At 70.8% G+C, this 23,851-nt stretch carries 27 protein-coding genes; 17 read left to right on the plus strand and 10 right to left on the minus strand.

Annotation, left to right across the window (positions count from 1 at the left end; all coding sequences use genetic code 11):
• Window positions 1-3: 3 nt before the first annotated feature.
• A complete protein-coding gene (locus BLW76_RS44730) occupies window positions 4-1,143 on the minus strand; it encodes a hypothetical protein (protein WP_091318469.1) in 1,140 nt (379 codons plus the stop codon).
• Window positions 1,144-1,343: 200 nt separating this feature from the next.
• On the opposite strand from BLW76_RS44730, the gene BLW76_RS50620 reads away from it, so the two are divergent.
• On the plus strand, window positions 1,344-2,291 hold the full coding sequence (locus BLW76_RS50620; RefSeq protein WP_091318470.1) for a cold-shock protein: 948 nt from the start codon (window positions 1,344-1,346) through the stop codon (window positions 2,289-2,291).
• 196 nt (window positions 2,292-2,487) lie between these two features.
• Here BLW76_RS50620 and BLW76_RS44740 read toward each other — a convergent pair whose 3' ends face one another.
• Entirely contained in the window at window positions 2,488-4,146 is a 1,659-nt protein-coding gene (locus BLW76_RS44740) for an AMP-binding protein (protein ID WP_091318472.1), read from the minus strand.
• Window positions 4,147-4,247: 101 nt separating this feature from the next.
• Here BLW76_RS44740 and BLW76_RS44745 point away from each other — a divergent pair, with 101 nt between their 5' ends.
• The 13 genes from BLW76_RS44745 to BLW76_RS44805 all read left to right on the plus strand — a co-directional run bounded on the left by BLW76_RS44745 (window position 4,248) and on the right by BLW76_RS44805 (window position 14,395).
• Window positions 4,248-5,144 carry an SMP-30/gluconolactonase/LRE family protein gene (locus BLW76_RS44745; protein WP_091318473.1) on the plus strand — a complete coding sequence of 299 codons (897 nt, stop codon included), beginning with the start codon at window positions 4,248-4,250 and terminating at the stop codon, window positions 5,142-5,144.
• Between the two features lie 37 nt (window positions 5,145-5,181).
• Window positions 5,182-6,804 (plus strand): AAA family ATPase, encoded by a 1,623-nt coding sequence (locus BLW76_RS44750; RefSeq protein ID WP_091318475.1) that lies wholly within the window; start codon window positions 5,182-5,184, stop codon window positions 6,802-6,804.
• Window positions 6,801-7,016 carry a DUF2997 domain-containing protein gene (locus BLW76_RS44755; RefSeq protein WP_091318477.1) on the plus strand — a complete coding sequence of 72 codons (216 nt, stop codon included), beginning with the start codon at window positions 6,801-6,803 and terminating at the stop codon, window positions 7,014-7,016. Before BLW76_RS44750 ends, BLW76_RS44755 begins: the two co-directional genes overlap by 4 nt.
• Window positions 7,004-7,579: a 4Fe-4S single cluster domain-containing protein gene (locus tag BLW76_RS44760; protein WP_091318478.1), complete on the plus strand. Its 576-nt coding sequence runs from the start codon at window positions 7,004-7,006 to the stop codon at window positions 7,577-7,579. Before BLW76_RS44755 ends, BLW76_RS44760 begins: the two co-directional genes overlap by 13 nt.
• On the plus strand, window positions 7,576-8,019 hold the full coding sequence (locus BLW76_RS44765) for a hypothetical protein (protein ID WP_091318480.1): 444 nt from the start codon (window positions 7,576-7,578) through the stop codon (window positions 8,017-8,019). The genes BLW76_RS44760 and BLW76_RS44765 overlap by 4 nt, the downstream gene beginning before the upstream one ends.
• Window positions 8,016-9,188 carry a ComEA family DNA-binding protein gene (locus BLW76_RS50625; RefSeq protein ID WP_091318482.1) on the plus strand — a complete coding sequence of 391 codons (1,173 nt, stop codon included), beginning with the start codon at window positions 8,016-8,018 and terminating at the stop codon, window positions 9,186-9,188. Before BLW76_RS44765 ends, BLW76_RS50625 begins: the two co-directional genes overlap by 4 nt.
• Before the next feature lie 22 nt (window positions 9,189-9,210).
• Window positions 9,211-9,924 (plus strand): ESX secretion-associated protein EspG, encoded by a 714-nt coding sequence (locus tag BLW76_RS44775; RefSeq protein ID WP_091318483.1) that lies wholly within the window; start codon window positions 9,211-9,213, stop codon window positions 9,922-9,924.
• Between the two features lie 85 nt (window positions 9,925-10,009).
• Entirely contained in the window at window positions 10,010-10,534 is a 525-nt protein-coding gene (locus BLW76_RS44780; protein ID WP_167384936.1) for a DUF3558 domain-containing protein, read from the plus strand.
• A 95-nt stretch (window positions 10,535-10,629) separates the two neighbouring features.
• Window positions 10,630-11,112, plus strand: a complete 483-nt coding sequence (locus BLW76_RS44785; RefSeq protein WP_091318487.1) for a hypothetical protein — start codon at window positions 10,630-10,632, stop codon at window positions 11,110-11,112.
• Between the two features lie 76 nt (window positions 11,113-11,188).
• A complete protein-coding gene (locus BLW76_RS48235; protein WP_143060803.1) occupies window positions 11,189-11,665 on the plus strand; it encodes a hypothetical protein in 477 nt (158 codons plus the stop codon).
• 101 nt (window positions 11,666-11,766) lie between these two features.
• Entirely contained in the window at window positions 11,767-13,227 is a 1,461-nt protein-coding gene (locus tag BLW76_RS44795) for a hypothetical protein (RefSeq protein WP_091320660.1), read from the plus strand.
• 47 nt (window positions 13,228-13,274) lie between these two features.
• The gene (locus tag BLW76_RS44800; protein WP_091318490.1) at window positions 13,275-14,021 is read left to right on the plus strand and encodes a PhzF family phenazine biosynthesis protein; all 747 of its coding nucleotides are present in this window, start codon (window positions 13,275-13,277) and stop codon (window positions 14,019-14,021) included.
• Window positions 14,021-14,395 (plus strand): YccF domain-containing protein, encoded by a 375-nt coding sequence (locus BLW76_RS44805; protein WP_091318492.1) that lies wholly within the window; start codon window positions 14,021-14,023, stop codon window positions 14,393-14,395. The genes BLW76_RS44800 and BLW76_RS44805 overlap by 1 nt, the downstream gene beginning before the upstream one ends.
• On the opposite strand, the gene BLW76_RS44810 is transcribed toward BLW76_RS44805, so the two are convergent.
• The 7 genes from BLW76_RS44810 to BLW76_RS44840 all read right to left on the minus strand — a co-directional run bounded on the left by BLW76_RS44810 (window position 14,392) and on the right by BLW76_RS44840 (window position 19,867).
• A complete protein-coding gene (locus BLW76_RS44810; protein WP_091318493.1) occupies window positions 14,392-15,192 on the minus strand; it encodes a metallophosphoesterase family protein in 801 nt (266 codons plus the stop codon). The two genes, BLW76_RS44805 and BLW76_RS44810, sit on opposite strands and share 4 nt — an antisense overlap.
• 37 nt (window positions 15,193-15,229) lie before the next feature.
• Window positions 15,230-16,024: an HAD-IIA family hydrolase gene (locus BLW76_RS44815; RefSeq protein WP_091318495.1), complete on the minus strand. Its 795-nt coding sequence runs from the start codon at window positions 16,022-16,024 to the stop codon at window positions 15,230-15,232.
• A gap of 229 nt (window positions 16,025-16,253) precedes the next feature.
• A complete protein-coding gene (locus BLW76_RS44820; RefSeq protein ID WP_091318497.1) occupies window positions 16,254-17,321 on the minus strand; it encodes a sulfate/molybdate ABC transporter ATP-binding protein in 1,068 nt (355 codons plus the stop codon).
• Window positions 17,318-18,085 carry an ABC transporter permease gene (locus tag BLW76_RS44825; protein ID WP_091318499.1) on the minus strand — a complete coding sequence of 256 codons (768 nt, stop codon included), beginning with the start codon at window positions 18,083-18,085 and terminating at the stop codon, window positions 17,318-17,320. Before BLW76_RS44825 ends, BLW76_RS44820 begins: the two co-directional genes overlap by 4 nt.
• A gap of 58 nt (window positions 18,086-18,143) precedes the next feature.
• Entirely contained in the window at window positions 18,144-18,953 is an 810-nt protein-coding gene (gene modA / locus BLW76_RS44830) for a molybdate ABC transporter substrate-binding protein (protein ID WP_091318502.1), read from the minus strand.
• On the minus strand, window positions 18,950-19,354 hold the full coding sequence (locus BLW76_RS44835; RefSeq protein WP_091318504.1) for a TOBE domain-containing protein: 405 nt from the start codon (window positions 19,352-19,354) through the stop codon (window positions 18,950-18,952). Before BLW76_RS44835 ends, modA begins: the two co-directional genes overlap by 4 nt.
• Window positions 19,355-19,387: 33 nt before the next feature.
• Window positions 19,388-19,867 (minus strand): MarR family winged helix-turn-helix transcriptional regulator, encoded by a 480-nt coding sequence (locus tag BLW76_RS44840; protein WP_091318505.1) that lies wholly within the window; start codon window positions 19,865-19,867, stop codon window positions 19,388-19,390.
• Between the two features lie 138 nt (window positions 19,868-20,005).
• Between BLW76_RS44840 and moaA the strand changes: the two genes are divergently transcribed.
• The 3 genes from moaA to BLW76_RS50630 all read left to right on the plus strand — a co-directional run bounded on the left by moaA (window position 20,006) and on the right by BLW76_RS50630 (window position 22,908).
• Complete coding sequence (gene moaA, locus BLW76_RS44845) at window positions 20,006-21,013, plus strand: GTP 3',8-cyclase MoaA (RefSeq protein ID WP_091318507.1); 1,008 nt, start codon at window positions 20,006-20,008, stop codon at window positions 21,011-21,013.
• A 1-nt stretch (window position 21,014) separates the two neighbouring features.
• Window positions 21,015-21,275: a MoaD/ThiS family protein gene (locus BLW76_RS44850; protein ID WP_167384938.1), complete on the plus strand. Its 261-nt coding sequence runs from the start codon at window positions 21,015-21,017 to the stop codon at window positions 21,273-21,275.
• 997 nt (window positions 21,276-22,272) lie between these two features.
• Window positions 22,273-22,908 carry a LysM peptidoglycan-binding domain-containing protein gene (locus BLW76_RS50630; protein ID WP_091318509.1) on the plus strand — a complete coding sequence of 212 codons (636 nt, stop codon included), beginning with the start codon at window positions 22,273-22,275 and terminating at the stop codon, window positions 22,906-22,908.
• 434 nt (window positions 22,909-23,342) lie between these two features.
• Here BLW76_RS50630 and BLW76_RS50325 read toward each other — a convergent pair whose 3' ends face one another.
• The gene (locus BLW76_RS50325) at window positions 23,343-23,798 is read right to left on the minus strand and encodes a MarR family winged helix-turn-helix transcriptional regulator (RefSeq protein ID WP_091318511.1); all 456 of its coding nucleotides are present in this window, start codon (window positions 23,796-23,798) and stop codon (window positions 23,343-23,345) included.
• Between the last annotated feature and the right edge of the window lie 53 nt (window positions 23,799-23,851).

Raw genomic sequence — 23,851 nt, forward strand, 5'->3', positions numbered from 1 at the left:
CCGTCAGCTCGCCGGCCAGTAGACCGCGTGCCAGCCGTAGGACAGGTCGGACATGCCGATGATCGTCCCCTCCGGGTTGATCCCGGTCGCCCAGCTGTACTGGCCGCCGGGCAAGGCGCCGAGGATCGTTTCCGTGCCGTCCGCGGCCCAGCGGGCCGCCACCGATTCGACGTTGCCGACGACCGTGCCCGACGCGTTGAGCGCCACCGCCTCGGACCGCCGCGCGGGCTCCAGCACGGTGACCCCGCCCGCGGACCAGCGCACGGCCCGGTTCTCGGCGAAGTCGACGTCCCCGCTGCCGACGACCACCCCGGCGTTGTTGATCGCGCGCGGCGTCGCGGAGGCCGGTGACGCGGGCCAGTCGAGCCGCACCTGCCGGCCGTCCCGCTTCCAGGCCACCGGGACCTGCCGGCCGGCCTCCGTGACGGTCCCGGCGATCACGCCGAAGTCGTTGATCGCGGCCGCCGTGGCGCCCGGGTTGCCCTGGTTGCCCGGCGAGAGATCGGTGATCGCGCCGGTGGCGTTCCAGCGGACCGCGTGGTCGTTGCCGGCGGAGTCCCAGGCTTGGCCGCTGATCAGCGCACCGTCCCCGGTGATCCCGGTGACGTGGGTCTGCCCGCCGCCGGGCAGGGCCGCCAGTTCGGTGACCGAGCCGTCCGCGGCCCAGCGCACCGAGACCGGCGTGCCCTGCGCGGTGACGCTGCTGCCGGCGATCACGCCGGTTCTGCTGATGACGTTCGCGCTGGAGGACCCGGCCCCCGGCAGCGCGGTGACCGTGCCGTCCGGCGCCCAGCGGACCGCGTGCACCTCTTCGTGCACGTCGAAGGCCCAGCCCACGGCGACGCCGATGTCGTTGACGGCGATGGCCGAACCCTGTTCGCCGCCGAGCGTCGGCAGGGCGCTGATGCGGCCGTGCTTGTCCCACTTCACGGGGTGGAACCGCATGCGCACGTCCCGCGGGTACGACTCGCCGACCATCGTGCCGGCGGCGTTGATCGCGGTGACCCTGCTGAACGTGTCACCGGGCAAGGTGCCCAGGTCCACGGGCCCGGCAGTGGCCGCGGTGGCGACACCCGGCAGGCCCAGCGCGGCCGCCGCGAGCAGCGTTCCCACGATGAGCGGTTTCTTCAGGCTGGACAGCACGACTCCCCCTCCCGCGGCGGTTCCCGTCGCTCCCGTCCGGAAGCGCCCCCTCCGCCGCGACGGGACAACGCCCGGCCATCCCTGCCGGTTTAGCCCGCCCGTGGCTCCGCACCGCCCGCCTGTGGGGCCCGGCCCGACGGGCCGGAGGTCTGTCAGAGAGACTGGGGGCCACTACCCGCCCTCTCGACCTGGAGCTTTTGATGCCGCAAGGGACCGTCCGTTGGTTCGACGCCGAACGGGGTTTCGGCTTCCTCGCGCCCGAGGACGGCTCGCCGGACGTGTTCGTGCACGCCTCCGAGATCGTCGGGGACGGCGGCGGGAAAGTGCTCCGCGAGGGTCAGGCCGTCGTGTTCGAGGTCGGTGAGAACGACCGCGGGCCCCAGGCGCTGCGCGTTCGCGTCACCGCCGAGGCGGCCACCGGCAGCGCCGTGGGCCTGCTCGGCACCATCAACTGGTACGAGCCGGGCAAGGGGTACGGCTTCGCGTCGCCGGACGGCGGCGGCGCCGACATCTTCGTGCACAGCTCCGCCATCGTGACCGGCGGCGTGGTCACCGAGGGGCAGCGGGTGGCCTTCCTGATCGTCGAAGGCGAGCGCGGCCCGCAGGCCGGGCACGTGATCCCGCTGGGAGCAGGGGCCGGCTCACCCGCTGCGGCTGGTATCGCGGACGGTGCCGACGGCACGGTGGCCTGGTACGACGAGGACAAGGGCTTCGGCTTCATCAACCCCGACTCCGGCGCCGGGGACGTCTTCGTGCACGCCCGGGCCCTGGCCGAGGGGCTGACGTGGCTCGCGGAGGGCGACCGCGTCGCCTACGAGGTGGCCAGTGGAGACAAGGGCCCGCAGGCCCGCGACGTGCACCTGGTCCGGGGCGCCGAGCCCCAGACGGCGCCGCAGCGGTCGGCACCTGCCGCGGCCGCAGGGCCGGCGGCGCGGGCCGTGCCCGTACGAGGCGGCGAGGGCGTCGTCGCGCGCTACGACGCCGACCGCGGCTTCGGCTTCATCACCCCGGACGCAGGCGGCGACGATCTCTTCGCCCACGTGTCGGTGATCATGGGGTCGGAGCCGCTGCAGAAGGGTGACCGGGTCCGGTACACGGTGCGTCAGAGCGACCGGGGCCCGCAGGCCGACCGCGTCGAACGCCTCTGAAGAGGCGGCCCCACCGATGGCTGATCACTTCCCGACGAGAGTGCTCGTCAAGTTTTGAGACCAGGTCTTGGTCGCGTGCGGGGCACCTCCACGAAGGTGCCCCGCACGGACTTTCACCACTCCCAGGTCAAGATGATCATCAATCGCCTCCCTTCGCGGAATCGCGAAGGGACAACGCCTGGCCACCCCGGCCGGTTTAGGCGTGCTTCGCCGCCGCCGCTTGTTCCAGGCCCAGCAGGCTGATCGACTTCTCGCGCATCTCGACCTTGCGGACCTTGCCGGTCACCGTCATCGGGAACTCGTCGACGACGTGGACGTACCGCGGGATCTTGTAGTGCGCCAGCTTGCCGCTGCAGAACTCGCGCACCTTCTCCGCCGTCAAGGGCGAAGCGCCTTCACGCATCCGGACCCAGGCCATCAGCTCTTCGCCGTACTTCTCGTCCGGGACGCCGATCACCTGCGCGTCGAGGATGTCCGGGTGCGTGTACAGGAACTCCTCGATCTCGCGCGGGTACAGGTTTTCGCCGCCGCGGATGACCATGTCCTTGATGCGGCCGGTGATGTTGACGTAGCCGTCGTCGTCCATCACCGCGAGGTCGCCGGTGTGCATCCAGCGGGCCGCGTCGATCGCCTCCGCCGTCTTGTCGGGCTGCTCCCAGTAGCCCAGCATCACCGAGTACCCGCGCGTGCAGAACTCGCCGGGCTCGCCGCGCGGGACAGTGAGGCCGGTTTCGGGGTCGACGACCTTGACCTCCAGGTGCGGCCCGACCCGCCCGACCGTCGACACGCGGCGCTCGATCGAGTCGTCCGAGCGGGTCTGCGTCGACACCGGCGACGTCTCGGTCATGCCGTAGCAGATGGACACCTCGCGCATGCCCATCCGGTCGATGACCTGCTTCATCACCTCGACCGGGCACGGCGACCCGGCCATGATCCCGGTGCGCAGCGACGTCAGGTCGAACTCGCCGAAGTCCGGGTGGTTGAGCTCGGCGATGAACATCGTCGGCACGCCGTAGAGCGACGTGCACCGCTCGGCCGCGACCGCTTCGAGCGTCGCCCGCGGGTCGAACGCCGGCGCCGGGATCACCATGCAGGCGCCGTGGCTGGTGCAGGCCAGGTTGCCCATCACCATGCCGAAGCAGTGGTAGAAGGGCACCGGGATGCAGACCTTGTCCTGCTCGGTGTAGCCGCACAGCTCGCCGACGAAGTAGCCGTTGTTGAGGATGTTGTGGTGGGACAGCGTGGCGCCCTTGGGGAAGCCGGTGGTCCCGGACGTGTACTGGATGTTGATCGGGTCGTCGGCCGACAGCCCGGCCTGCAGGTGCGCCAGCCGCGCCGGATCACCGCCGCGGCCCGCGTCGACCAGCGCCTGCCACCCTTCGCCGCCCAGGATGACGACCTGTTCGAGCGCCGCGCACTTCTCGCGCACCTCCTCGGCCATCGCCGGGTAGTCCGACGTCTTGAACTTGTCCGACGCCACCAGCAGCCGGATGCCGGCCTGGTTGAGGACGTACGCCAGCTCGTGCGCGCGGTAGGCCGGGTTGATGTTGACCAGGATAGCGCCGATCTTGGCCGTCGCGTACTGCAGGAACGTCCACTCCGCCCGGTTCGGCGACCAGATCCCGACCCGGTCGCCCTTGCCGATGCCCTGCGCGACCAGCCCCAGCGCCAGCGCGGTCACCTCGGCGGCCAGCTCGCGGTAGGTCCAGCGCTTGCCCGCGGCCCGGTCGACGAGGGCGTCCCGGTCGCCGAACGCGGCCACCGTCCGGTCGAAGTTGTCGCCGATGGTGTCCCCGAGCAGCGGGACCTCCGAGGTCCCCGAGGCGTAGCTCGGCAGGGCGGGCGCGTCAGGCATGGTGCCTCCTGAAGTCGGCGGTGACTGGCGCCGAGTCTAGGAATCAGGTGCCGGGTGAGCCAGCTCGGTGGCAGGATCCCCCTGGGAAGAGGGAGGGAACCATGCGAAGAATCCTGGCTCTGGCGTCCGCTGTCCTGCTGCTCGCGGTGGCCGCACCCGCGTCGGCGGCGACGAAGGTGATCGTGCTGCCCGGCGCCACGTCCGCCGAAGGGATCACCGCCGCCGGCGGCGGCACCTACTACACCGGCGACCTCTTCGCCGGCACGATCTTCCGCGAAGACGTCCGGCGCGGCACGGCTGAGCGCTTCATCGAGGCACCCGGGACCATGGCGGCCGGAGTGGACTTCGACCGGCGCCGCGACCTGCTGTTCGTCGCCGGCGCGGGCGGCGGCAAGGCCTACGTCTACGACGTCCGCACCAAGGCGAAGGTCGCCGACTTCACCTTCGGCGACCCGGCGACGTCCTACGTCAACGACGTGGTGGTGACCCCGCAGGGCGCGTGGTTCACCGACTCCTTCCACCCGCAGCTGTTCTTCGTGCCGTTCGTCGACGGCGGGCTCGGGTCGCCGCGCACCCTGCCGCTGACCGGCCCGGGCGCGGGCGGCTCGCCGGGGAACTTCTTCATGAACGACATCATCGCCACGCCGTCCGGCAACACCCTGCTGGTGGCCGCGACGATCCCCGGCAAGGTGTACACGATCGACCCGCGCACCGGGGCCAGCGAGGAGATCGCGGGCGTGGCCGCGCCCAATGTCGTCAGCCTCGTGCTCGAAGGGAACCGGCTCTGGGCGGTGCAGCTCGACGACAAGATCACCCGGTGGTGTCTCGACGGCGACCTGAGCCACGGCCGGTCCGCGGGGACGATCACCGACCCGCTGTTCGACCAGCCGGTCTCCGCGGTCAAGATCGGGCACCAGCTCGCCGTGGTCAACTCGCACATCTACAGCGGCACCCCGCCCACCAGCCCGACGTACGAAATCCTCGTCGTCGACGCGTGAGTTGGTAGGGTCCGGACGGACTTCGAGGGGGCGATCGATGGCGGGCCAGGGGTTTCGCGACGAGCTGACCCAGCTGCTGCAGGCGCGGTACCCGCTGCTCGTCGTCGAGACGCACGAAGAGCAGCGGGTGCTGCGGGAGATCCGCGCGGTCGCCGAGGACGCCCACCGGCTCCGGACCCCGCGGCGCGTGTACGTCTGGTCGTCCACCACCGGCCTGGCCCCCGCGGGCGGGCCGCCGATCAGCGAGACCCGCGCCGCGGCCGCCGCGCTCGAACGGATCCACGCCTGGGGCGAGCCCGCCGTGTTCGTGTTCGCCGACCTGCACCCGTCGCTGGTGTCGGAGGGCGGCCACCGGCCCGATCCCGACGTCGTGCGGCGGCTGCGGGAGCTCGCCGCGGCGTTCAAGACCCGGCCGGTGCCGCTCAGCATCATCCTCGTGTCGCCGTCGCTGCCCGTGCCGCCGGAGCTGGAGCACGACGCCACCGTCGTCGACTTCCCGCTGCCCGACCAGCGCCAGATCGGCGAGCTGCTGGACAGCATGGTCGCCGCGCACCGGCAGAACGTCCGGGTCAGCATCGACCGCGACGACCGGGACACGATCGTCGCCGCCGCGCGCGGGCTGACGTTGCCGGAGGCCGAAAACGCGTTCGCCAGGGCACTGGTCGAGGGCGGCGGGCTCGACCCGAGCGACCTCGAGCTGATCCTCGCCGAGAAGCGCCAGGCCGTCCGCCGGTCCGGGATGCTCGACATCGTGCCCGCGGAGACGGGCTTCGACGCCGTCGGCGGCCTCGACCGGCTCAAGCGGTGGCTGACCAAGCGCACCGGCACCTGGACACCGGCGGCGTCGGCGTACAACCTCGCGGCGCCGAAGGGCCTCCTGCTCACCGGCGTCCCCGGCTGCGGCAAGAGCCTGTCCGCGGTCTGCGTCGCGAACATGTGGCGGCTGCCGCTGCTGCGGCTCGACCTCGGGCGCGTCTTCGGCGGGCTGGTGGGGTCGAGCGAGAAGAACATCCGCACGGTGATCCGCACGGCGGAGGGCATCGCGCCGTGCGTGCTGTGGGTCGACGAGATCGAGAAGGGCCTCGCCGGCGCGGGTGGCGGCGGGGGCGACGGCGGCACCGCGCGGCGGGTGTTCGGCACGTTCCTGTCCTGGATGCAGGAGAAGTCGGCGCCGGTGTTCGTGATGGCGACGGCGAACCAGGTCGGCTCGCTGCCGCCGGAGTTCCTGCGCAAGGGCCGGTTCGACGAGATCTTCTTCGTCGACCTCCCCTCGGCTGCCGAGCGCACCGCGATCTGGCGGATCCACCTGCGCCGGCGCGTCACCGATCCGTTCGTGGGCAGCGAACTGCGGCTGGACGACGCCCTGTTCGCCGAGCTCGCCGACGTCAGCGCGGGCTACAGCGGCGCCGAGATCGAGCAGGCCGTGCTGTCGGGCCTGGTCGACGCGTTCGCCGAGAAGCGGCCGCTGCGCCGGGACGACCTCGTGCGCGCGGTGAAGTCGACCGTGCCGCTGTCGGTCACCCAGGCCGACGAGATCCTGGCCATCCGGAACTGGGCGGAGACCCGCGCGGTCGCCGCCACGGACTCTTCGGTTCCCGCCTCGGAGCCGGCCGCGCCGCCGCCCCCGGCGTCACCGAGTGGGAGGACGATCGACGTATGACGCACCGCGTGACCGTGACCATCGGCAAGGACGGCTCGATCAGCGCCGAGACCCACGGCGTGACCGGCTCGAAGTGCCTCGACTACATCCCGCTGCTGGAGGACCTGCTCGGCGCGGAGACCGTGACGTCGGAGTTCACCGAGGACTACCGGCGCACGTCGACGTCCGTGGAAGACACCGCTTCGCAGCAGCAGACGCAATGGAACTCCTGAACCTGCACCGGATCGTCGACGTCACCCTCGCCGAGGGCCCGGGTGCGCGGTGTGCCGTGTGGACGCAGGGGTGTTCGGTGCGCTGCCCCGGCTGTTTCAACCCGCAGACGTGGACGACCCGCGGCGGGTTCTCCCTGTCGTGGCCGGACCTGGTGTCACGGGTGTCGGGGATCGAGGGCATCGAAGGCGTCACGCTGCTCGGCGGTGAGCCGTTCGACCAGGCGGAGCCGCTGGGGCGCTTCGCCGCGGCGGTGCGCTCGGCGGGGCTGTCGGTGATGACGTTCACCGGGCACGTCCGGGAGGACTTGCCGCCGTCGCTCCTGCTGGATTCGACGGATCTGCTGGTGGACGGGCCGTTCCTGGTGGACAGGCCGGAGCCGTCCCGGCCGTGGGTGGGCTCGGCGAACCAGCGGTTCCACTTCCTCACCGACCGCTACGACGCATCGATCTTCACCACCCCGAACCGCCTGGAACTGACGGTCGCCCCGGACGGCGCGATCGAGCTGAACGGGTTCGCCACCACCGAAGTACTCGAAGCGCTGCTCGAAGGGGAACGCCGATGAGTGTCACGCTCAAGCTGCGCAGTGAGGCACTGGCCCAGCTCGACGCCGCCACGATCGCCGCGCACGCGCAGGCGCAGCCGGGCGTCGTCACGGTGCGGACCCGGATGCGTCACCGGGATCTGCTCGCCCGCGCGCTGACCGGGCTGCGGGCCCAGGTCACCGACGACGGGACGTCGGTCGTCGCCGCGTGGGAGGGCCGGCGGATCACGTTCGGCTACGGCCCCGAGGGCGTCCAGGTGGCGCACGTCGACGGGCCGGGTCTGGTGCCTGCGGAAGCTTCGCGGCTGGTGCTGTCGGTCGACGAGGCGTACGCGGCCGAGGTGCAGCGGGCGGTGCTGGCCCGGCTGAAGGACCGGGCGGCGCAGGCCGGCATGCGCGTCGAGTCGGAGCGGGTCAACGCCGACCAGTCGATCAGCGTCACGCTGGCCGCCACGTCGTGACCGAGACCAGGGTCGGGCTGATCGAGTTCGGCAAGGCGATCCACGACTCCGTCACGGTCCCCGGTCTCGGGGAGCTGCCCGGCGGCCAGGTGAGCGCGGGGCGCGCGGTCCGCGGCGCCCGCGCGCGGCTGCTGCGGGGCGACCGGATCGTCGAGGACAACCTGCGCATCGGGATCATGGTGCGCAAGAAGTACTTCTCCAGCAGCGTCGAGCCGGCGACGGAAGCCGGGTTCCTGAAGGACGTGTACGTCGTCGTCGGGCGGCGAGACCTCGGCAAGGGTGACGCGCTGGAGCTGTACGCCGACGAGGCCGTCGGCCCGGACCTGAGCCGGCCGGACGCGGTCGCGTCGGTGGAGGCGCCGGGCTTCGACCAGCTGACGGGGTTCCACGTGCAGGTGCTCGTCCGCGACGGCGTCCTGCGGTTCGGTGCGTTGTGTTCTCTGTCGCACGGCGGCGGGCCCATGCGGGTGCTCGGGCTGTTCGGGCCGGCCGGTCCGGTGGCGGAGCTGCCGACGGGTCAGCGAGGGACGGTGTTGCTCGGCTTCCAGTGCGACGCGCCGCCGGCGGCCGGGGCCGCGTTGCGGGCGTTCCCCTCGCCGGACTTCGTGGAGGAGCGCCACGGAACGGCGGTGGTGCACGGCGTGTCCGCGCTCGGCAACGGCTCGCTGGTGGCGGCGGTCGAGGTGCCGGACGGGCGCAGCGCGGCGTTCACGGTGGGGGTGAGCGTCCGGGTGCTGCGGCCGATCGGGACGACGTTCAACGAGCGGAGCACAGTGGTCGCTTCGGGGCTCCCGGTGCTTTCGCTGGCGCGGGACGGGGTCGCGGTTCCGTCGTCGGCCGGAGCGCGGGTGTTCACCGTCGGCCTGGGGACGGCGGATTTGCGGCAGAACGACGTTCTCGAGGCTTATGCCGCGCCGTTGGCGCCTCCGGTGCCGCTGGTGGATGTCAACGCCGCTTCGGGCGACGAGCTGGGCCGCCTGCCGGGCCTTTCCCCGGCCCGAGTGGCGACGGCGCTGGAACTGCGTCAGCGGCAGGGCGGCTTCCCCGACGTGGAGGCGTTCGGAGTGGCAATCGGCTTGCAGCCACACGAAATAGTCCGTTTGCGCGGACGGGCGACGGCCGGCCGGGTGACGTTGCCCGAGACGGGCGTTCGTCAGTTGGACATCTGACGGGTTCCGCTACGGTGGGAACGTGCCGGAGGAATTCTCGCTGGGGTTGACGGAGGTCACCGCCGCGGTCCGGCGCACGGCTCTCCCGGCGCACTGGCACCCGTTCGAGATCCGCAGCCCGGGCCGGACGCTCGAGGAGCACGAACACATCCTGTCGGCGGCATGGGACTCGATGCGGGCACGCGGGCTGGCGGGCCCGGACAAGCTGGACATCGAGGTGGAGCAGACGCTGCGGGCGTGGACGCAGCCGGAGGTGCTGATCATCGTCCGCGCAGCCGAGGTGACGGACGGCCGCCAGGTCTTCTACCGAGCCACCATCGGCCACGGCCTGGGTGTGTACTCCGAGCTGGTGCCGGACGGGATCCATTTCGTCCAGATCCGCCCCGACCACCTGGTCGACGCCCTGGTCGGCATCCTCCCCCGCTACGGACCGCTGCCGGTGGCCCCGCTGACTTCGACCCTCGGCCCGAACCGGCCGCCGGACACCGAACCGTTGCGGGACTACGCCCAGTGGGCCCCGCACCGCCACGGCACGTTCGAGCTGTCGACCCGCATCGGCCAGGGCAACCTCCGCCCGGCGGGCACGGTGACCTTCGTCGACACGGACGGCGGCCGCTACCTGACATTCACCGACCCGCTACCGGGCGGCGAGTCCCGACTCAGGTTCGTCCCCTCGGACGGGGGACACCTCAGAGGGTGGTTGCACGAGCGCATCGCGGAGACGACCCACCGGTGACCTGCGTCCTCGCCCGGGCGCGTGATCTACCCGTAGTGTTCAGGTCGTGACCCGAGCAGTTCGCCTTCGCACCGCAGTCCTCGCCTTGGCCACCACGGCGCTCGTGGTGAGCGCCTGCGACAGCAAGGTGGGAGGCACGCCGCAGGCTGCGGACACGCCGTCGAGCAGTGCCTCGACGACCAAGCCGAGCGGCGCCACGAGCGACAACCCCTTCGGGGACATGAAAGCCTGCCCCACCCTCGACAAGGCGCTCAGCGGTCAGGGCTACCCCGCCGCCGCACCCACCACCGCGGATGCGGCGCGCAGCTGCACGACCGAGAAGAAGACCGGCGACGAGACGATCGGCGTGACCCTCTCCTTGCACGCCGGCCAGACGATCAACGAGAACATCGCGGACCCCAGCAAGGCTTCGACCGGCACGGTCAACGACCGGCCCGCCGTCCAGGAGCGGGAACCGATCGGCGCGAAGGGGCAGTGTGCCATCGCGATGGAGGTCAAGCCGAAGTCGCGGGCCGCCGTATCCGTGACACTGAGTTTCGGCTCCACGGACCAGGCGTGCACGGACGTCAACGACGTCGCGACCAAGGTCGAGCCACTCCTGCCGAAATAGCGACACGGCGAACAGTGACACGAGACGAAGTCACTACTACAGTACTTGGTCGACACAGAGAGTGATTACCGGTCGATCCGCCGCGGGAGGGCTTGATGGCATCAGGAGCGCAGTTCGGAGGGCCACCTCCCACGCCCCCTGCCGGCGACGCCGGGAACAACTTCCTGTCGAACCTCCTCGACGTCCCACTGGACGCGGAGGGCGCGAAGCGGGTGAACGAAGGCGCCCAGCAGTTCAAGGCACTAGCCGAGGGCGGCGGATTCACCATCAACGAAGCGGGTTTCGAGCATTACCGGAAGGTGTGTGACACCTTTATCGACGGGTACAACAGCATCCGCCGTGAGCTGCAGGTACTCAGCCTCGCAGCGCGGATGGGTGGCAGCGACTACGCCAATCAGGTCGCCAACTTCAACGTGAAGGTCGCAGCGGGCGATCCCGAGTCGCTCGTGCCGAACCTCGAACTGCTCTCTGACGGCTTCAAGAAGGTGCGCGAGGCGCTCGAGATCGCCCGCAAGAACTACCGCGAGACCGAAGACGCGCACAGCCAGACCTTCGCCAAGCTTCACGGGAGCGAGTGACCAAAGCGAGCACGCGGACATCGCCAGTACGAGGCCGACTCGCAGCACGCGGCCGCCTGCCCGTAGTGTTCAGGCAGTGGCCCGAGCAGTTCGCCTTCGCGCCACCGCCCTGACCTCGGCCACCTTGCTACTCGCGCTGAGCGCCTGCGACAGCACAGTGGAAGGGACGCCGCGAGCCGCCGTCGCACCACCCAGCAGCACGTCCATCACCAAGCCGAGCGGTGGCAGTGGTGGTGACAACCCGCTCTCCGGGGTGGATCCGAAGAAAGCCGGCTACGGCGTGGTCGGTCTCGCGCTCCAGCCCGGACAGTCGATCAACGACATCGTCACCGCCCCGGGCAAGGCCCTCACCGGGGACGTCAACGGGCGACCAGCGGTGCAGGAACGCGACGCTCTCGGCGGTACTGGTTCCTGTGACGTTTCCATGGAGGTGAAGCCGAAGTCGCGGGCCACGGTACTGGTCACCCTCCAGACAGCGAGCACCGAAGAGGCATGCCAGACAGCCAACGATGTTTCGACCAAGGTCGAGCCCCTTCTTCCCGCCAACGGCTGAGACCGCCACACGACAGGTTGCCGGCGTCACGCATCTACTGACATAGCGGATCGTCACTACTACAGTTGGCTCGGGTACGCACGGTGCCGAGAGGGGTGACCATGGCACACGAGCACGCCGGACATCGCCAGTACGAGGGCGACTTCTACGCCGAGACGCAGCAGAAGCTGCAGCAGAACGTGCACCGTTTCGGCGTCGAGGACCAGGGGGAAGCTCGCGAAGGGGTCACGCCGCAAACGCAGAACCAGGCGGCACAGTACTCCGTCGAGCAGGGCAAGATCCTGCTGAACAACCAAGCCACCCGCGGTGACGCGCCCGCGCCGGGGCAGAACTATGCCGCCAGCTCGCACGAAGAGCTCTACGGCATGGTCCACGAGAACATGAATCCCGGCGAGCTCGATGATCGGGGCCGGGTTGCCAACAAGCTCGGCAACTGGCTGGCCGACGTCTCCAACGCGGCGAACGACGCTGTCAACTCGAGCGAAATCCAGTGGCAGGGCGATGGCGCCGCGAAGGCACACGGCTTCTTCCAGAACACCGCCACCTACACCGCCGAGACGGCCAACGCCGCCCAGCTCAGCTCCAACCGGTACTCGCAGCAGGCGGCCGCCGCTGACTATGCGCAGAAGAACATGCCCGAACCCACCGGGTTCAACCAGGAAGCCGAGATCACCAAGGCCACCAAGCAGTACCAGGCGGGTGACGTCGTCGGGGCGACGCAGACCATGAACAACGTCGCCGCCAAGCAGCAGCAGGCCGATGCCGCTCATCAGCAGGCCGTTCAGGTTCTGCAGAACCTCGACTCCACCTACCACGAGACCGCCAGCACCCAGCCCACCTACACGCCGCCTCCTCAGCTCGGGCAGGGTGACTCCACCTCGGCCAGCGGCTTCCACGGCACCGGTGGCAGCGGCTTCACCGGCGCCCCCACCATCGGCGGAACCGGACCCGGGGGCACCAGCGGCAGCTTCGTCCCTGGCCAAGTTCCCGGCCAAAGCCCCGGAACAGGCCCGGGCCAGCTTCCCGGCCCCACTCCGCCCGGCACCACCCCGCCCGCCTACATCCCGCCCGGCACGAGCAGCGGCACAAGCAGCGGCACCGGCGGCGGCACCAACAGCGGCACCTCCAACTTCCGCACCGCTCCCGCCGCCGGCACCTTCGGGCGGTTCACTCCCGATGGGCTCGCCGTGCCCGGGACCACCGCCGCCGGAGGCGGCACCGGCGCCGGCAGCGACAGCACCCGCAGCAAAGGGCGGCCCGGCACCGGGTTCGCCGGCTCGCGCGTGTCCGGCAGTGCCGGTGTCACGCCCAAGGAGACCGAAGGCGGCAAGACCGGCAGCAAACCCGGTGAACGGCTCGAACGCGGGGCGACCGCGGCCGCCGCGGCCAAGGGCAAGGCCGGCGAAGCCGGGGCGGCCGGCGCCGGGGCGGGCAAAAAGAAAGAAGAGGACAAGGAACACAAGAACAAGTACGCCGTCGAGGAGGATGTCTTCGATCTCAAGCCGGAACGCGGGCCCGACGGCGAAAAGATCGTGAAGCCCACCATCGGGGAAACCACCTAAGGGACAGACCCGAGGGGAACCGGAAAATCCCCGGCTACATTGGAGGTATGCGCTTCTTCATCGTCGACGCCTTCACCGACCGGGCCTTCGCCGGGAACTCGGCCGGGGTCGTCCTGCTGGACGAACCCGCCGATCCCGCCTGGATGCAGGCCGTTGCCGCCGAGATGAAGCACGCCGAAACCGCTTTCCACGTCGCCGCGACGAAGTCGCTCCGGTGGTTCACCCCCGTCGTCGAGGTTGCGTTCTGCGGGCACGCCACCCTTGCCGTCACGCACGTTCTCGGCGGCGAGCAGACCTACGACACCAAGAGCGGTGAGCTGCGGGCCACCGCCAAAGACGGCTGGGTCGAGCTGGACTTCCCCTCCGATCCACCCCGGCCCACCGACGACGACCTGTCCGAAATCCTGCCCGGTGTCGACATCGAATACACCGGCCGCGGCGCGGAAAACCTCTTCGCCGTCGTCAAGGACGCCGAGACCGTGCGCACCCTCGAACCGGACCTCGACAAGCTCAAGCACACCTGGACCGGGCGCCTGCTGGTCACCGCGCAAAGCGACAAAACGGACTACGTCAGCCGCTTCTTCGCCCCCGGCATCGGGATCGACGAAGACCCCGTCACCGGCTCGGCGCACTGCATCCTGTCGCCCTACTGGTCCGAGCGGCTGAACGATAAAGAACTCACGGGCGAGCAAGCCTCCGCACGCGGCGGCCTCGTCCGGACGCGCCAGGACGGCGACCGCGTCCACCTCACCGGCCAAGCCGTCACCGTCCTGAGCGGGGAGCTGCACGTCTGATGCGCACGCTGCTGAACATCATCTGGCTCGTCCTGTGCGGCTTCTGGATGGCCGTCGGCTACCTGATCGCCGGCGTCATCTGCTGCATCCTCATCGTCACCATCCCGTTCGGGCTGGCGTCGTTCCGGATCGCGCGCTACGCGTTCTGGCCGTTCGGGCGCACGGTCGTCGACCGGCGGGACGCGGGCGCCGCCTCCTGCGTGGGGAACGTCGTCTGGTTCGTCTTCGCCGGGTGGTGGCTGGCGCTCGGGCACGTCCTCACCGGCGTCGCGCTCTGCCTCACGATCGTCGGCATCCCGCTCGGCATCGCGAACTTCAAGCTGATCCCGGTGTCCCTCGTGCCGCTCGGCAAGGAGATCGTCGAGATCGCCTAGGACTCCGGCGAGAACGGCAGCTCGACCACCAGGCACGGCCCGCCGACGAACAGGCCGCCGTCGACGCCCAGCGCCTTGCCGCCCGCGTACAGGAACGGGCCCTCGATCTGGGTCGGGTGGATGCCCAGCTGGTCGGCGATCACGCTGTGCCCGTGCACGATCCGCGAACCGCCGAGGGCGTCCATCAGCTTCTGGGCGTTTTCCTCGCCGTCCGGGCCGCGGAACGCGTAGCGCGTGGTCATCCGGCGCCAGACGTCCCACCAGGCCTCGATGTCGCTGCCCTCGAGGATCTCGCGAGCCGCCTCGTTGATCTCGTCGATCGACGAGCCCCAGTCGAGGTACTCCAGCGTGTCCGAGTGCAGCAGCAGGTGGTCGGCGGCGACGGCGGCGAGCGGGCGCGCGGTCAGCCACTCGATGTGCTCCGGCGTCAGGCGGTCCTGGTCCGCGAGCAGGCCGCCGTTGATCTCCCAGCTGCGGGCGAAGCTGCGCGGGCCGAAGTCGGACGGCACCGGTTCGTCGCCGAAGTGGTACATCCCCAGCGCGAGGATCTCGTGGTTGCCCAGCAGCGTCTGGACCTGGCCGCCGGCCTCGGCCGCCTGCGCTTCGAGCCGCATGACCAGGTCGATCGCGCCGACGCCGTCGGGGCCGCGGTCGACGAAGTCGCCGAGGAACCACAGCTGGTCCTCACCACCGGACCAGTTGTCTTCCTCGTCGACCAGGCCTTCGGATCTCAGCGCGTCGGCGAGTTCGTCACGGTGCCCGTGGACGTCGCCGACCACGTACGTCGACTTGCTCATCCGCTGACGATATGCCCTGCGGCCCCGCGGCTCACGGTCAGCCTTCGCCGAACGGGTCCCCGGTTCGCCCGATCAGGTCGGCGACGGAGTCGATCACCATGGTGGGCCGGTACGGATAGCGTTCGGCCGACTCCGGGGTGGATATGCCGGTGAGCACCAGGATCGTCTGCAGCCCGGCCTCGATGCCCGAGTGCACGTCCGTGTCCATCCGGTCGCCGATCATCAAGGTCGACTCCGAATGCGCACCCAATCGGCGCAACGCCGAGCGCATCATCAGCGGGTTCGGCTTGCCGACGTAGTACGGCGAGCGCCCGGTGGCCTTCTCGATCAGCGCCGCGACGGACCCGGTGGCCGGCATCGAGCCCTCCAGGCTGGGGCCGGTCGCGTCGGGGTTCGTCGCGATGAACTTCGCGCCGCCCTCGATCAGCCGGATCGCGCGCGTGATGGCGCTGAAGCTGTACGTGCGGGTCTCGCCCAGCACGACGTAGTCGGGGTCACGCTCGGTCAGCACGTAGCCGACCTCGTGCAGCGCCGTGGTGAGGCCCGCTTCGCCGATGACGTACGCCGAGCCGTTCGGCCGCTGCGACGAGAGGAACTTCGCGGTCGCCAGCGCCGAGGTCCAGATCGACTCCTCGGGGATGTCGAGCCCGGTGCGCTCCAGCCGCGCCCGCAGGTCGCGCGGGGTGTAGATCGAGTTGTTCGTCAGCACCAGGAAGTCGATGCCGTTCGCCTTCAACTCGGCGAGGAACTCGTCGGCCCCCGGGACGAGGTGCTCCTCCTTCACCAGGACGCCGTCCATGTCGGAGAGGTACGTCCACCGGCGCTCGTTCATGGTCGGAACCTATCACGCGCGCGAGACACCTGTGGCGCTCGCCAAAAGGGCGAATAACGACCGAAATCATCGAAGCTCGCGGTGACCCGGGAATTGCCGCAATTCCGATGACCGCCAAGATAGGGCCGCACTTCGGAATTGCCCGAAAGTACGTCATCCAACGAAATCGACGGCGAGTTCTTGCTCGTGGCCGGGCAGTTCGGCGGCGGCCACCACCACGAGGAGTGAGTCAGGAGGCCGCGGCCGGGTGGATCGCCACGGTCGCGGCCTTCACCGACAGCGTCACCGCCGAGCCGGGCTCCAGCGCGAGCTCGGCCACGGCGGCCGGGGTGAGGTCGGCGGTGAGGCCGTTGGCCCAGCCGTCGCCCTCGGCGCGGACGCGGATCACCGGCCCGTGCGGCTCCAGAGCCGCGACGACGGCGTCGGTCGTGTTGCGTGGGCTGCCGCGGTGCTCGCCGTCGCTGGCGTAGACGGCCACCGCGTTGGGCGGGAACACCGCCACCGCGGGCTCGCCCGGCACCACGTCGGCCGCCGGGAGGCCGCTGACGACCTCGCCCGACGCCGTCCGCAGCCCTTCGGCGACCGCGGTGCCGGCGACCAGGTTCAGGCCGGCGATCCGCGCGGTGAACGCCGTCCGCGGCGCCGAAAGGACTTCCCGGGTCGGGCCGCGTTCGACGACCCGGCCGTCGTTCAGCACCGCGACGTGGTCGGCGAGCGCGAGGGCGTCCAGCGGGTCGTGCGTGACGAGCACGGTCGTCGGCCCGGTCTTGAGCACCCGCCGCAGCAGGCCGCGGATCGCCGGCGCGGCGTCGACGTCGAGAGCGGCGAACGGCTCGTCGAGCAGCAGCAGGTCCGGCTCGGCGGCCAGCGCCCTGGCGATCGCGACGCGCTGGGCCTGCCCGCCGGACAACTGCCCCGGCCGCCGGTCGGCCAGCGCGACGGCGTCCACTTCGGCCAGCCAGTAGAAGGCGCGCTCCCGGGCGGCGCGGCGGCCGGCGCCGGTCGAGCGCGGCGAGAAGGCGACGTTGTCCGCCGCCGAAAGGTGCGGGAAGAGCAGGGCGTCCTGGGAGAGCAGCCCGATGCCGCGGCGGTGCGGCGGCAGGCCGGCCAGCGCACGGCCGGCCACCGTGATCTCCGCCGACGCCGGCGTGATCAGCCCGGCCAGGCAGCCCAGGACCGTCGACTTGCCGGAGCCGTTCGGACCGAGCAGGGCCAGCACGGTTCCGGTGGGCACCTCGAGGTCGACGTCCAGGTCGAACGAGCCGCGCACGGCGGTGATCCGGGCGGCGAGGCTCACCGGAGGCCGCCTTCCCACGAGCGCGGCCGCGCGACGGCGATCACGACCACCGCCACGACGATGAGCAGCAGGGAGAGCGCGACAGCGCTGTCGATGTCCACTTCGGCCTGGGTGTAGACCTCGAGCGGCAGCGTGCGGGTGACGTCTTCGAGGCTGCCGGCGAAGGTGATCGTGGCGCCGAACTCGCCGAGCGCGCGGGCGAAGCTGAGGACGACGCCGGAGCCGAGCGCGGGCAGCAGCAGCGGCAGCGTGACCCGGCGGAACACCGTCCACGGACGCGCGCCGAGCGTCGCGGCGACCTGCTCGTAGCGGTCGCCCGAGCCGCGCAGCGCGCCTTCGAGGCTGACCACCAGGAACGGCATCGCGACGAACGTCTGCGCGATGACCACGGCGGCCGTGGTGAACGGGACGGACTCGCCGGTCAGCGCGGTGATCAGGGCGCCGAGGAAACCCTTGCGGCCGAGCAGGTAGAGCAGCGCGAGCCCGCCGACGACCGGCGGCAGGACCAGGGGCAGCAGCACGATCGAGCGCAACAGCCGGACCCCGGAGAACGACGCCCTGGCGAGGACGACGGCGAGCGGCACGCCGAGCAGCACGCAGGCCACTGTGGACAGCCCGGCGGTGACCAGCGAAAGCCGCAGCGCGTGCCACGACGACGGCGTGGCGATCAGCGACGGCAGCCGCGTCAGGTCGGAGCGGACCAGCAGGCCGACGACCGGCAGGACCACGAGCGCCAGCGCCAGCGCGGCGGGGATGCCGAGCACCCACGGGACGCGCGAACGGCCGGCCGGGACGGATCCGGGCCGGCCGTTCGGGAACCGCTTACTGCGCAGGGCCGAACCCGGCCTTCGTCAGCTCGTTCTTGCCCTCGGTGCCGAGCACGAACTCCTCGAACTGGCGCGCCAGTTCGGCCTGGCCGCCCTTGACCGCGGCGATCGGGTAGCTGTTGATCGCCTGGGCCGCCTGGGGGAAGTCGACCTTGTCGACCTTGCCCGCGGCCGACGTCGTGTCGGTGACGTAGACGAGGCCCGCGTCGGCGTCACCGGAGGCGACCTTGTTCAGCACCTGCTTGACGTCCTGCTCCTCGCTCTTCGGCTTGAGCGTGACACCGGTGGCCGTCTCGACCTTCTTGGTCGCCGCCCCGCACGGCACCTGCGGCGCGCAGGTGATCACAGTCAGGCCGGCCTTGTTCAGGTCGGCGAAGGACTTGATGCCCTTGGGATTGCCCGGGGCCACCGCGATGGCGAGCTTGTTGGTCGCGAAGACCGCCGGCTGCCCCTCGATCACGCCGCCCTGGCTCGCCTTGTCCATGCTGGCCTGGTCGGCCGAGGCGAAGACGTCGGCCTTGGCGCCGTTGGTCAGCTGCTGGACCAGGCCGGACGAGCCCGCGAAGCTGAACTTCACGGTGGTGCCGGGGTGCTGCGCCTCGAACGCCTTGCCGAGCGCGGTGAACGACTCGGTGAGCGACGCGGCGGCGAACACGGTCAGCGTGCTGGGCTCGTTCGAGTTCGCGGCCCCCTTGGGCGCGGGCGCGGTGACCGACGCGCCGGGCTGCGTGCTGGGCTCGTCCGAGCTGCTGCACGCGCCCGCGAACAGGGCGACCGCGGCCACGACGAGAGCGAGCTTCTTCATCGACTTCCTTCCGGTGTCTCCACCACAACAGTGGTCGCTTTGACCACCGCGACCGCGAGCACCCCCGGGCGCAGGCCCAGCTCGCGGACGGCTTCCGTACTCATCAGGGACACCACGCGGTGCGCCCCGCACTGCAGTTCCACCTGGGCCATCACCTTGTCGGTGATCACCTCGGTGACCAGCCCCACGAACCTATTGCGGGCGGACCGGCCGACCGCCGACGGGTCGTCGGGCGCGGCGGCCTGCGCCCGGGCGAACCCGGCGAGCTGGGCGCCGTCGACGACCTTGCGGCCGGCGGCGTCGTCGGTCGCCGTCAGCTGACCGGCGCGCACCCACCTCCGGACGGTGTCGTCGCTGACCCCGAGCAGGCGCGCGGCCTCGGACAACCGAAATTGCGGCATGCAGCAGACGTTATATCCGCAGTTGAGGAAAAGCTACGCGGGGCTCGCATTGCCCATGACTTCGGCGCGCAGCTCGTCGAGCATGACATTCTGATAACGCTCGATCACTTTTCGCTCCGCCGGGGAGAACTGCGCGAGCAGGTCCCGGAGGGTGCCGAAGGCCGACTCGAAGAGCGGCGCGAAGCGGTCGGCCGCACCCGGAACCACCTCGACCAGCACCTTGCGGCGGTCCTCGGGGTCGCGCACGCGGCGGACGAGGCCGACCTTCTCCAGCCGGTCGATGACGCCGGTGACAGCGCCGGTGGACAGGCCGGTCAGCCCGGCGATCCGGCCGGCGGTGAGCGGCCCGTCGGCCTGGCTGACGAGGTCGAACGTCTTGTGGTCGGTGCCGGACAGGCCCATCCGCTCGGCGATCCTGGCGTGGCGCAGGACGGTGAAGGTGCTGCCCTGGCGGCCCAATTCCGCGAAGCGGAAGAGTTCGTCTTCGGTGACCGGGTAAGTCTTTTCCGTCACGAGCCCTCGTTTAGTTCGGCTGCTGAACTACTCACTGCGCAAAGTATCCCAGACGGGCGTTCCGGAGCTACTCTGTGCGTAATGACAGCTGTGGATCTCGGGTTTCCTCGCGTCCCCGGTACACGAGGGTCATCTCGCGTGCCCCGGCCCGAGAACCCCCGCCTCATCGACACCTTCGGCCGGGTGGCCACCGATCTGCGGGTTTCCCTGACGGACCGGTGCAACCTGCGCTGCACCTACTGCATGCCCGCGGAAGGCCTCGACTGGATGCCGGGCGAACAGGTGCTGACCGACGACGAGCTGGTCCGCCTGATGCGGATCGCCGTCGAGCAGCTCGGCGTCACCGACATCCGGCTCACCGGCGGCGAACCGCTGCTGCGGCCGGGCCTCGAGGACCTCGTGGCGCGGATCACGGCGTTGTCGCCCCGGCCGCGGTTGTCCATGACCACCAACGGGATCGGGCTGGCCCGACGCGCCGCGGGCCTCGCCGAGGCCGGGCTGAACCGGATCAACGTCTCGCTCGACACCGTCGACCCCGAGCTGTTCAAGACGATCACCCGGCGCGACCGGCTCTCGCACGTGATCGCGGGCCTCGCCGCGGCGCGGGACGCCGGGATGGCGCCGGTGAAGGTCAACGCGGTGCTGATCCGCGGGCTCAACGAGACCGAAGCCGTGCCGCTGCTGAAGTTCTGCCTCGACGAGGGCTACCACCTGCGGTTCATCGAGCAGATGCCGCTGGACGCCCAGCACGGCTGGAACCGCGGCGAGATGATCACCGCGGCGGAGATCCTTTCGGTGCTTTCGGCCGCGTTCGAGCTGACGCCGGCCTCGGAGGCCCGCGGTGGCGCGCCTGCCGAGCGCTGGCTGGTCGACGGCGGCCCCGGCGACGTCGGCGTGATCGCGTCGGTGACCCGGCCGTTCTGCTCGGCCTGCGAGCGGACGCGGCTGACCGCGGACGGCGCGGTGCGCTCCTGCCTGTTCAGCAACGACGAGACGGATCTGCGGTCCCTCGTGCGCGCGGGCGCGCGCGATGAGGAGGTGGCGGACGCCTGGCGGGCGACGATGTGGGGCAAGCTCGCCGGCCACGAGATCAACGACGCCGGGTTCGCGCAGCCGATCCGGCCGATGAGCGCGATCGGCGGTTGAGATGACGACGGTGACCATCGCGGTCCGGTACTTCGCGGCAGCGCGGGCGGCGGCCGGCGTCGAGGAGGAGAAGGTGCAGCTGCCGGCCGGGGCATCGGTCGCCGACGCGGTGGCCGAGCTGGCCCGCCTGCACCCCGCGTCGTTGCCGCGGCTCCTGGAGGCGGTCAGCTACCTGCTGGACGGCATCGCGGTCCGCGACCTGACCCGCCCCCTGCACGACGGCGCCGCGCTGGACGTCCTACCGCCCTTCGCCGGCGGCTGACCCGCCGCCCCTCGGGCGCGAGCCGACCCTTCGGGCACGCGAGCCGCCCCCGGGGCGCGCAGGCCGACCCTGGGGGTACGCGAGCCGACTGCCGGGCACGTCAGCCGACCCTCGGGCGCGCGAGCCGACCCCCGGCGTAGGCGAGCCGGCCCTCGGGGCGCGCAGGCCGCCCTGCCCGGCTTGTGCCGAAGCAAGCGTGTGGTCCGTCCGGCGGAGGCGTCCCGACTTCGCCCTCCCTGTAAAACGGCGACCGCTCGGGTACGGCGGCCGACCGCTCGGCGACGTGCTTCGCCGCCCCTCGGCGTGGCGCGTCACCAATTCCGGGTGTTCGCGAGAAGCTGAGCGCGCCCCGTCGCCACCCTTCCGGTGACCTGTTTCACCTGGTCCGTCGCCCTGCGTCGGCCGCGGGCGGCGACCTCGGCGGCCGTTGCAGCTCCGACCGGGGCGGGAAACCGCCCGAACAGGTGGGACTGCTGTGACTCCTGGGGCAGTTGAGGCAGGATTGTCAAGTCTGGCGTGGTACCCGCCAGAGTCATAAGATGCGCGCTTCAATCGCGAACCGGGCGTCGCGAATGGCCCATTCGCTACGCGAAACACGTGATGCAAGCCTCACGATCCGTGTTTTATCTCGGGTAGGAAACGGGCAGATAACGGCCCTCTGACCTGCACAAACAGGCGTATCGACAGGGGTTCCGTGCCGTTACTGTGACGTAGGTCACGCCCCGAATAATTTCCGATCACGGCGCTCGTTACGTACCGTCGCTTTTCGGTTGGCCCCGACCGACCGACGCAAGACCGGGAATCCGTAGCGCCTAGCCCTGTCCAACGGATCCCCGGACCCATACCCCGAGCGAAAGCATTTCCGGACAGGGACGAGGGGACGACGAAGACGCGCCGTGCGTCGGACTCGTCTGCCGGCCTGGGATGGTCGGCGCCAGGACCCCGATCCTGACCCGCACATCGGTTCGCAGGCGCTGGGAAACCGAGAAGCATCCAAATGTCTTACCGAGGCAAGCACCGCAAGATGTCCGCTGCCACCCGCACCGTCGCTCGCGTCGCCATCGCGGGCATCGCGGTCGGCGCTCCCCTCGCGATCGCCGCGACCCCCGCGTCGGCGACCAACTGGGACGCCATCGCGCAGTGCGAGAGCAGCGGCAACTGGAGCACCAACACCGGCAACGGCTACTACGGCGGCCTGCAGTTCTCGCAGAGCACCTGGAAGGCCTACGGCGGCACCGGCAGCGCGGCGAACGCTTCCCGCGAGGAGCAGATCGCCGTGGCCGAGCGCGTCCTGCAGGGTCAGGGCATCGGCGCGTGGCCGGTCTGTGGCAAGAAGGGCGGCAGCGGTTCGTCGGCCCCCAAGGCCACCGGCAAGACCACCAAGAAGGTGACCCCGAAGAAGAGCACGACCGCGACCGCCCCGAAGAAGGCGGCCCCGGCTGCCCCCGCGGCGACCGGTGTCAGCAGCTCCAACCCGGCCGGTGACTACACCGTCGTGGCGGGCGACACCCTGTCCAAGATCGCCAAGCAGTTCAACGTCCAGGGCGGCTACGCCAAGCTGCAGGAGCTGAACGCGAAGTACATCCCGAACGCGGACCTGATCCTCGTCGGGCAGAAGATCGCCACCAAGTGACGATCACGCAGTGATGCGCGAGTCCGGCCTCGAGCCGTGACCTGAAAGGGCTCCCACCGCCGATCCCCCGGGCGGTGGGAGCCCTTCACTCGTCCCACGGCCGCGGGCCGGAACTGTCGGTCCTCGCCGGTAAGGTGGACGTCGGGGGCCGGAGGCCAACCCCGCGGCGGCCGGAAGGCCGCTCAGCCGGGACCCGAGCCACCAGCGACGGCCCAAAGCCAGCCAGCGGCGACCGAGGCCACGCCCGCAGGCAGCCAGCCCAGCGGCGGCCGGAAGCCATCCCAGCGGTCCCACAGCCGCTTCCGCTCGGCCGGAAGCCGCCAACAGGCGCCCCCAGGCACAACCAGAGCCGCCCCCAGCCGCCCAGCGCAGCGACCACACCCGAACCCAAGCCGCCGAGCCCGCCAAACCCCCGCCGGCAAACGCCAGGCCCCTCAGCGCGTCCGGATCCGCTCCGCCTCCGCAAGCTGCATCCGCTCCCCCTTCCGGAGCACCTCGACCACCAGCTCCAGCTGCTCCGGCGCATACTCCGCCAGCAGCGCACGCCCGGCCCGCTCGATCGGCCCGTAAACCTCCTCCAGCAGCTCCGCCGCCGCAGGCGTCAGCTCCACCACCGCCCGCCGCCGGTCGTCGGCGTCCGTGCGCCGCGTGAGGTGTCCCGCGTGAGTGAGGCGCTGGATCGCCGTCGTCGTCGCCGCGGGGCTCAGGTTCGCCTCCGTCGCCAGCCGGCCCGCCGTCAACGTTCCCGCGGCCGCCACCAGGCCGATGATGCGCAGGTCCGTGCGGTTCACGCCGAACGCCGCCGCGGCGGCCTCGTCCACCACGTCGTTCGCCGCGCCGAACGCCGCTGCCGCGTGGGCTGCCTCGGTGACCCATGATTGCTTCGACACTCGAAAGAGTCTACCTTGGCCGGTAAGTATTTCGATCGTCGAAAGGATTTGCC

This window comes from Amycolatopsis tolypomycina, assembly GCF_900105945.1.
In the GTDB taxonomy this organism is placed as follows: Bacteria; Actinomycetota; Actinomycetes; order Mycobacteriales; family Pseudonocardiaceae; genus Amycolatopsis; species Amycolatopsis tolypomycina.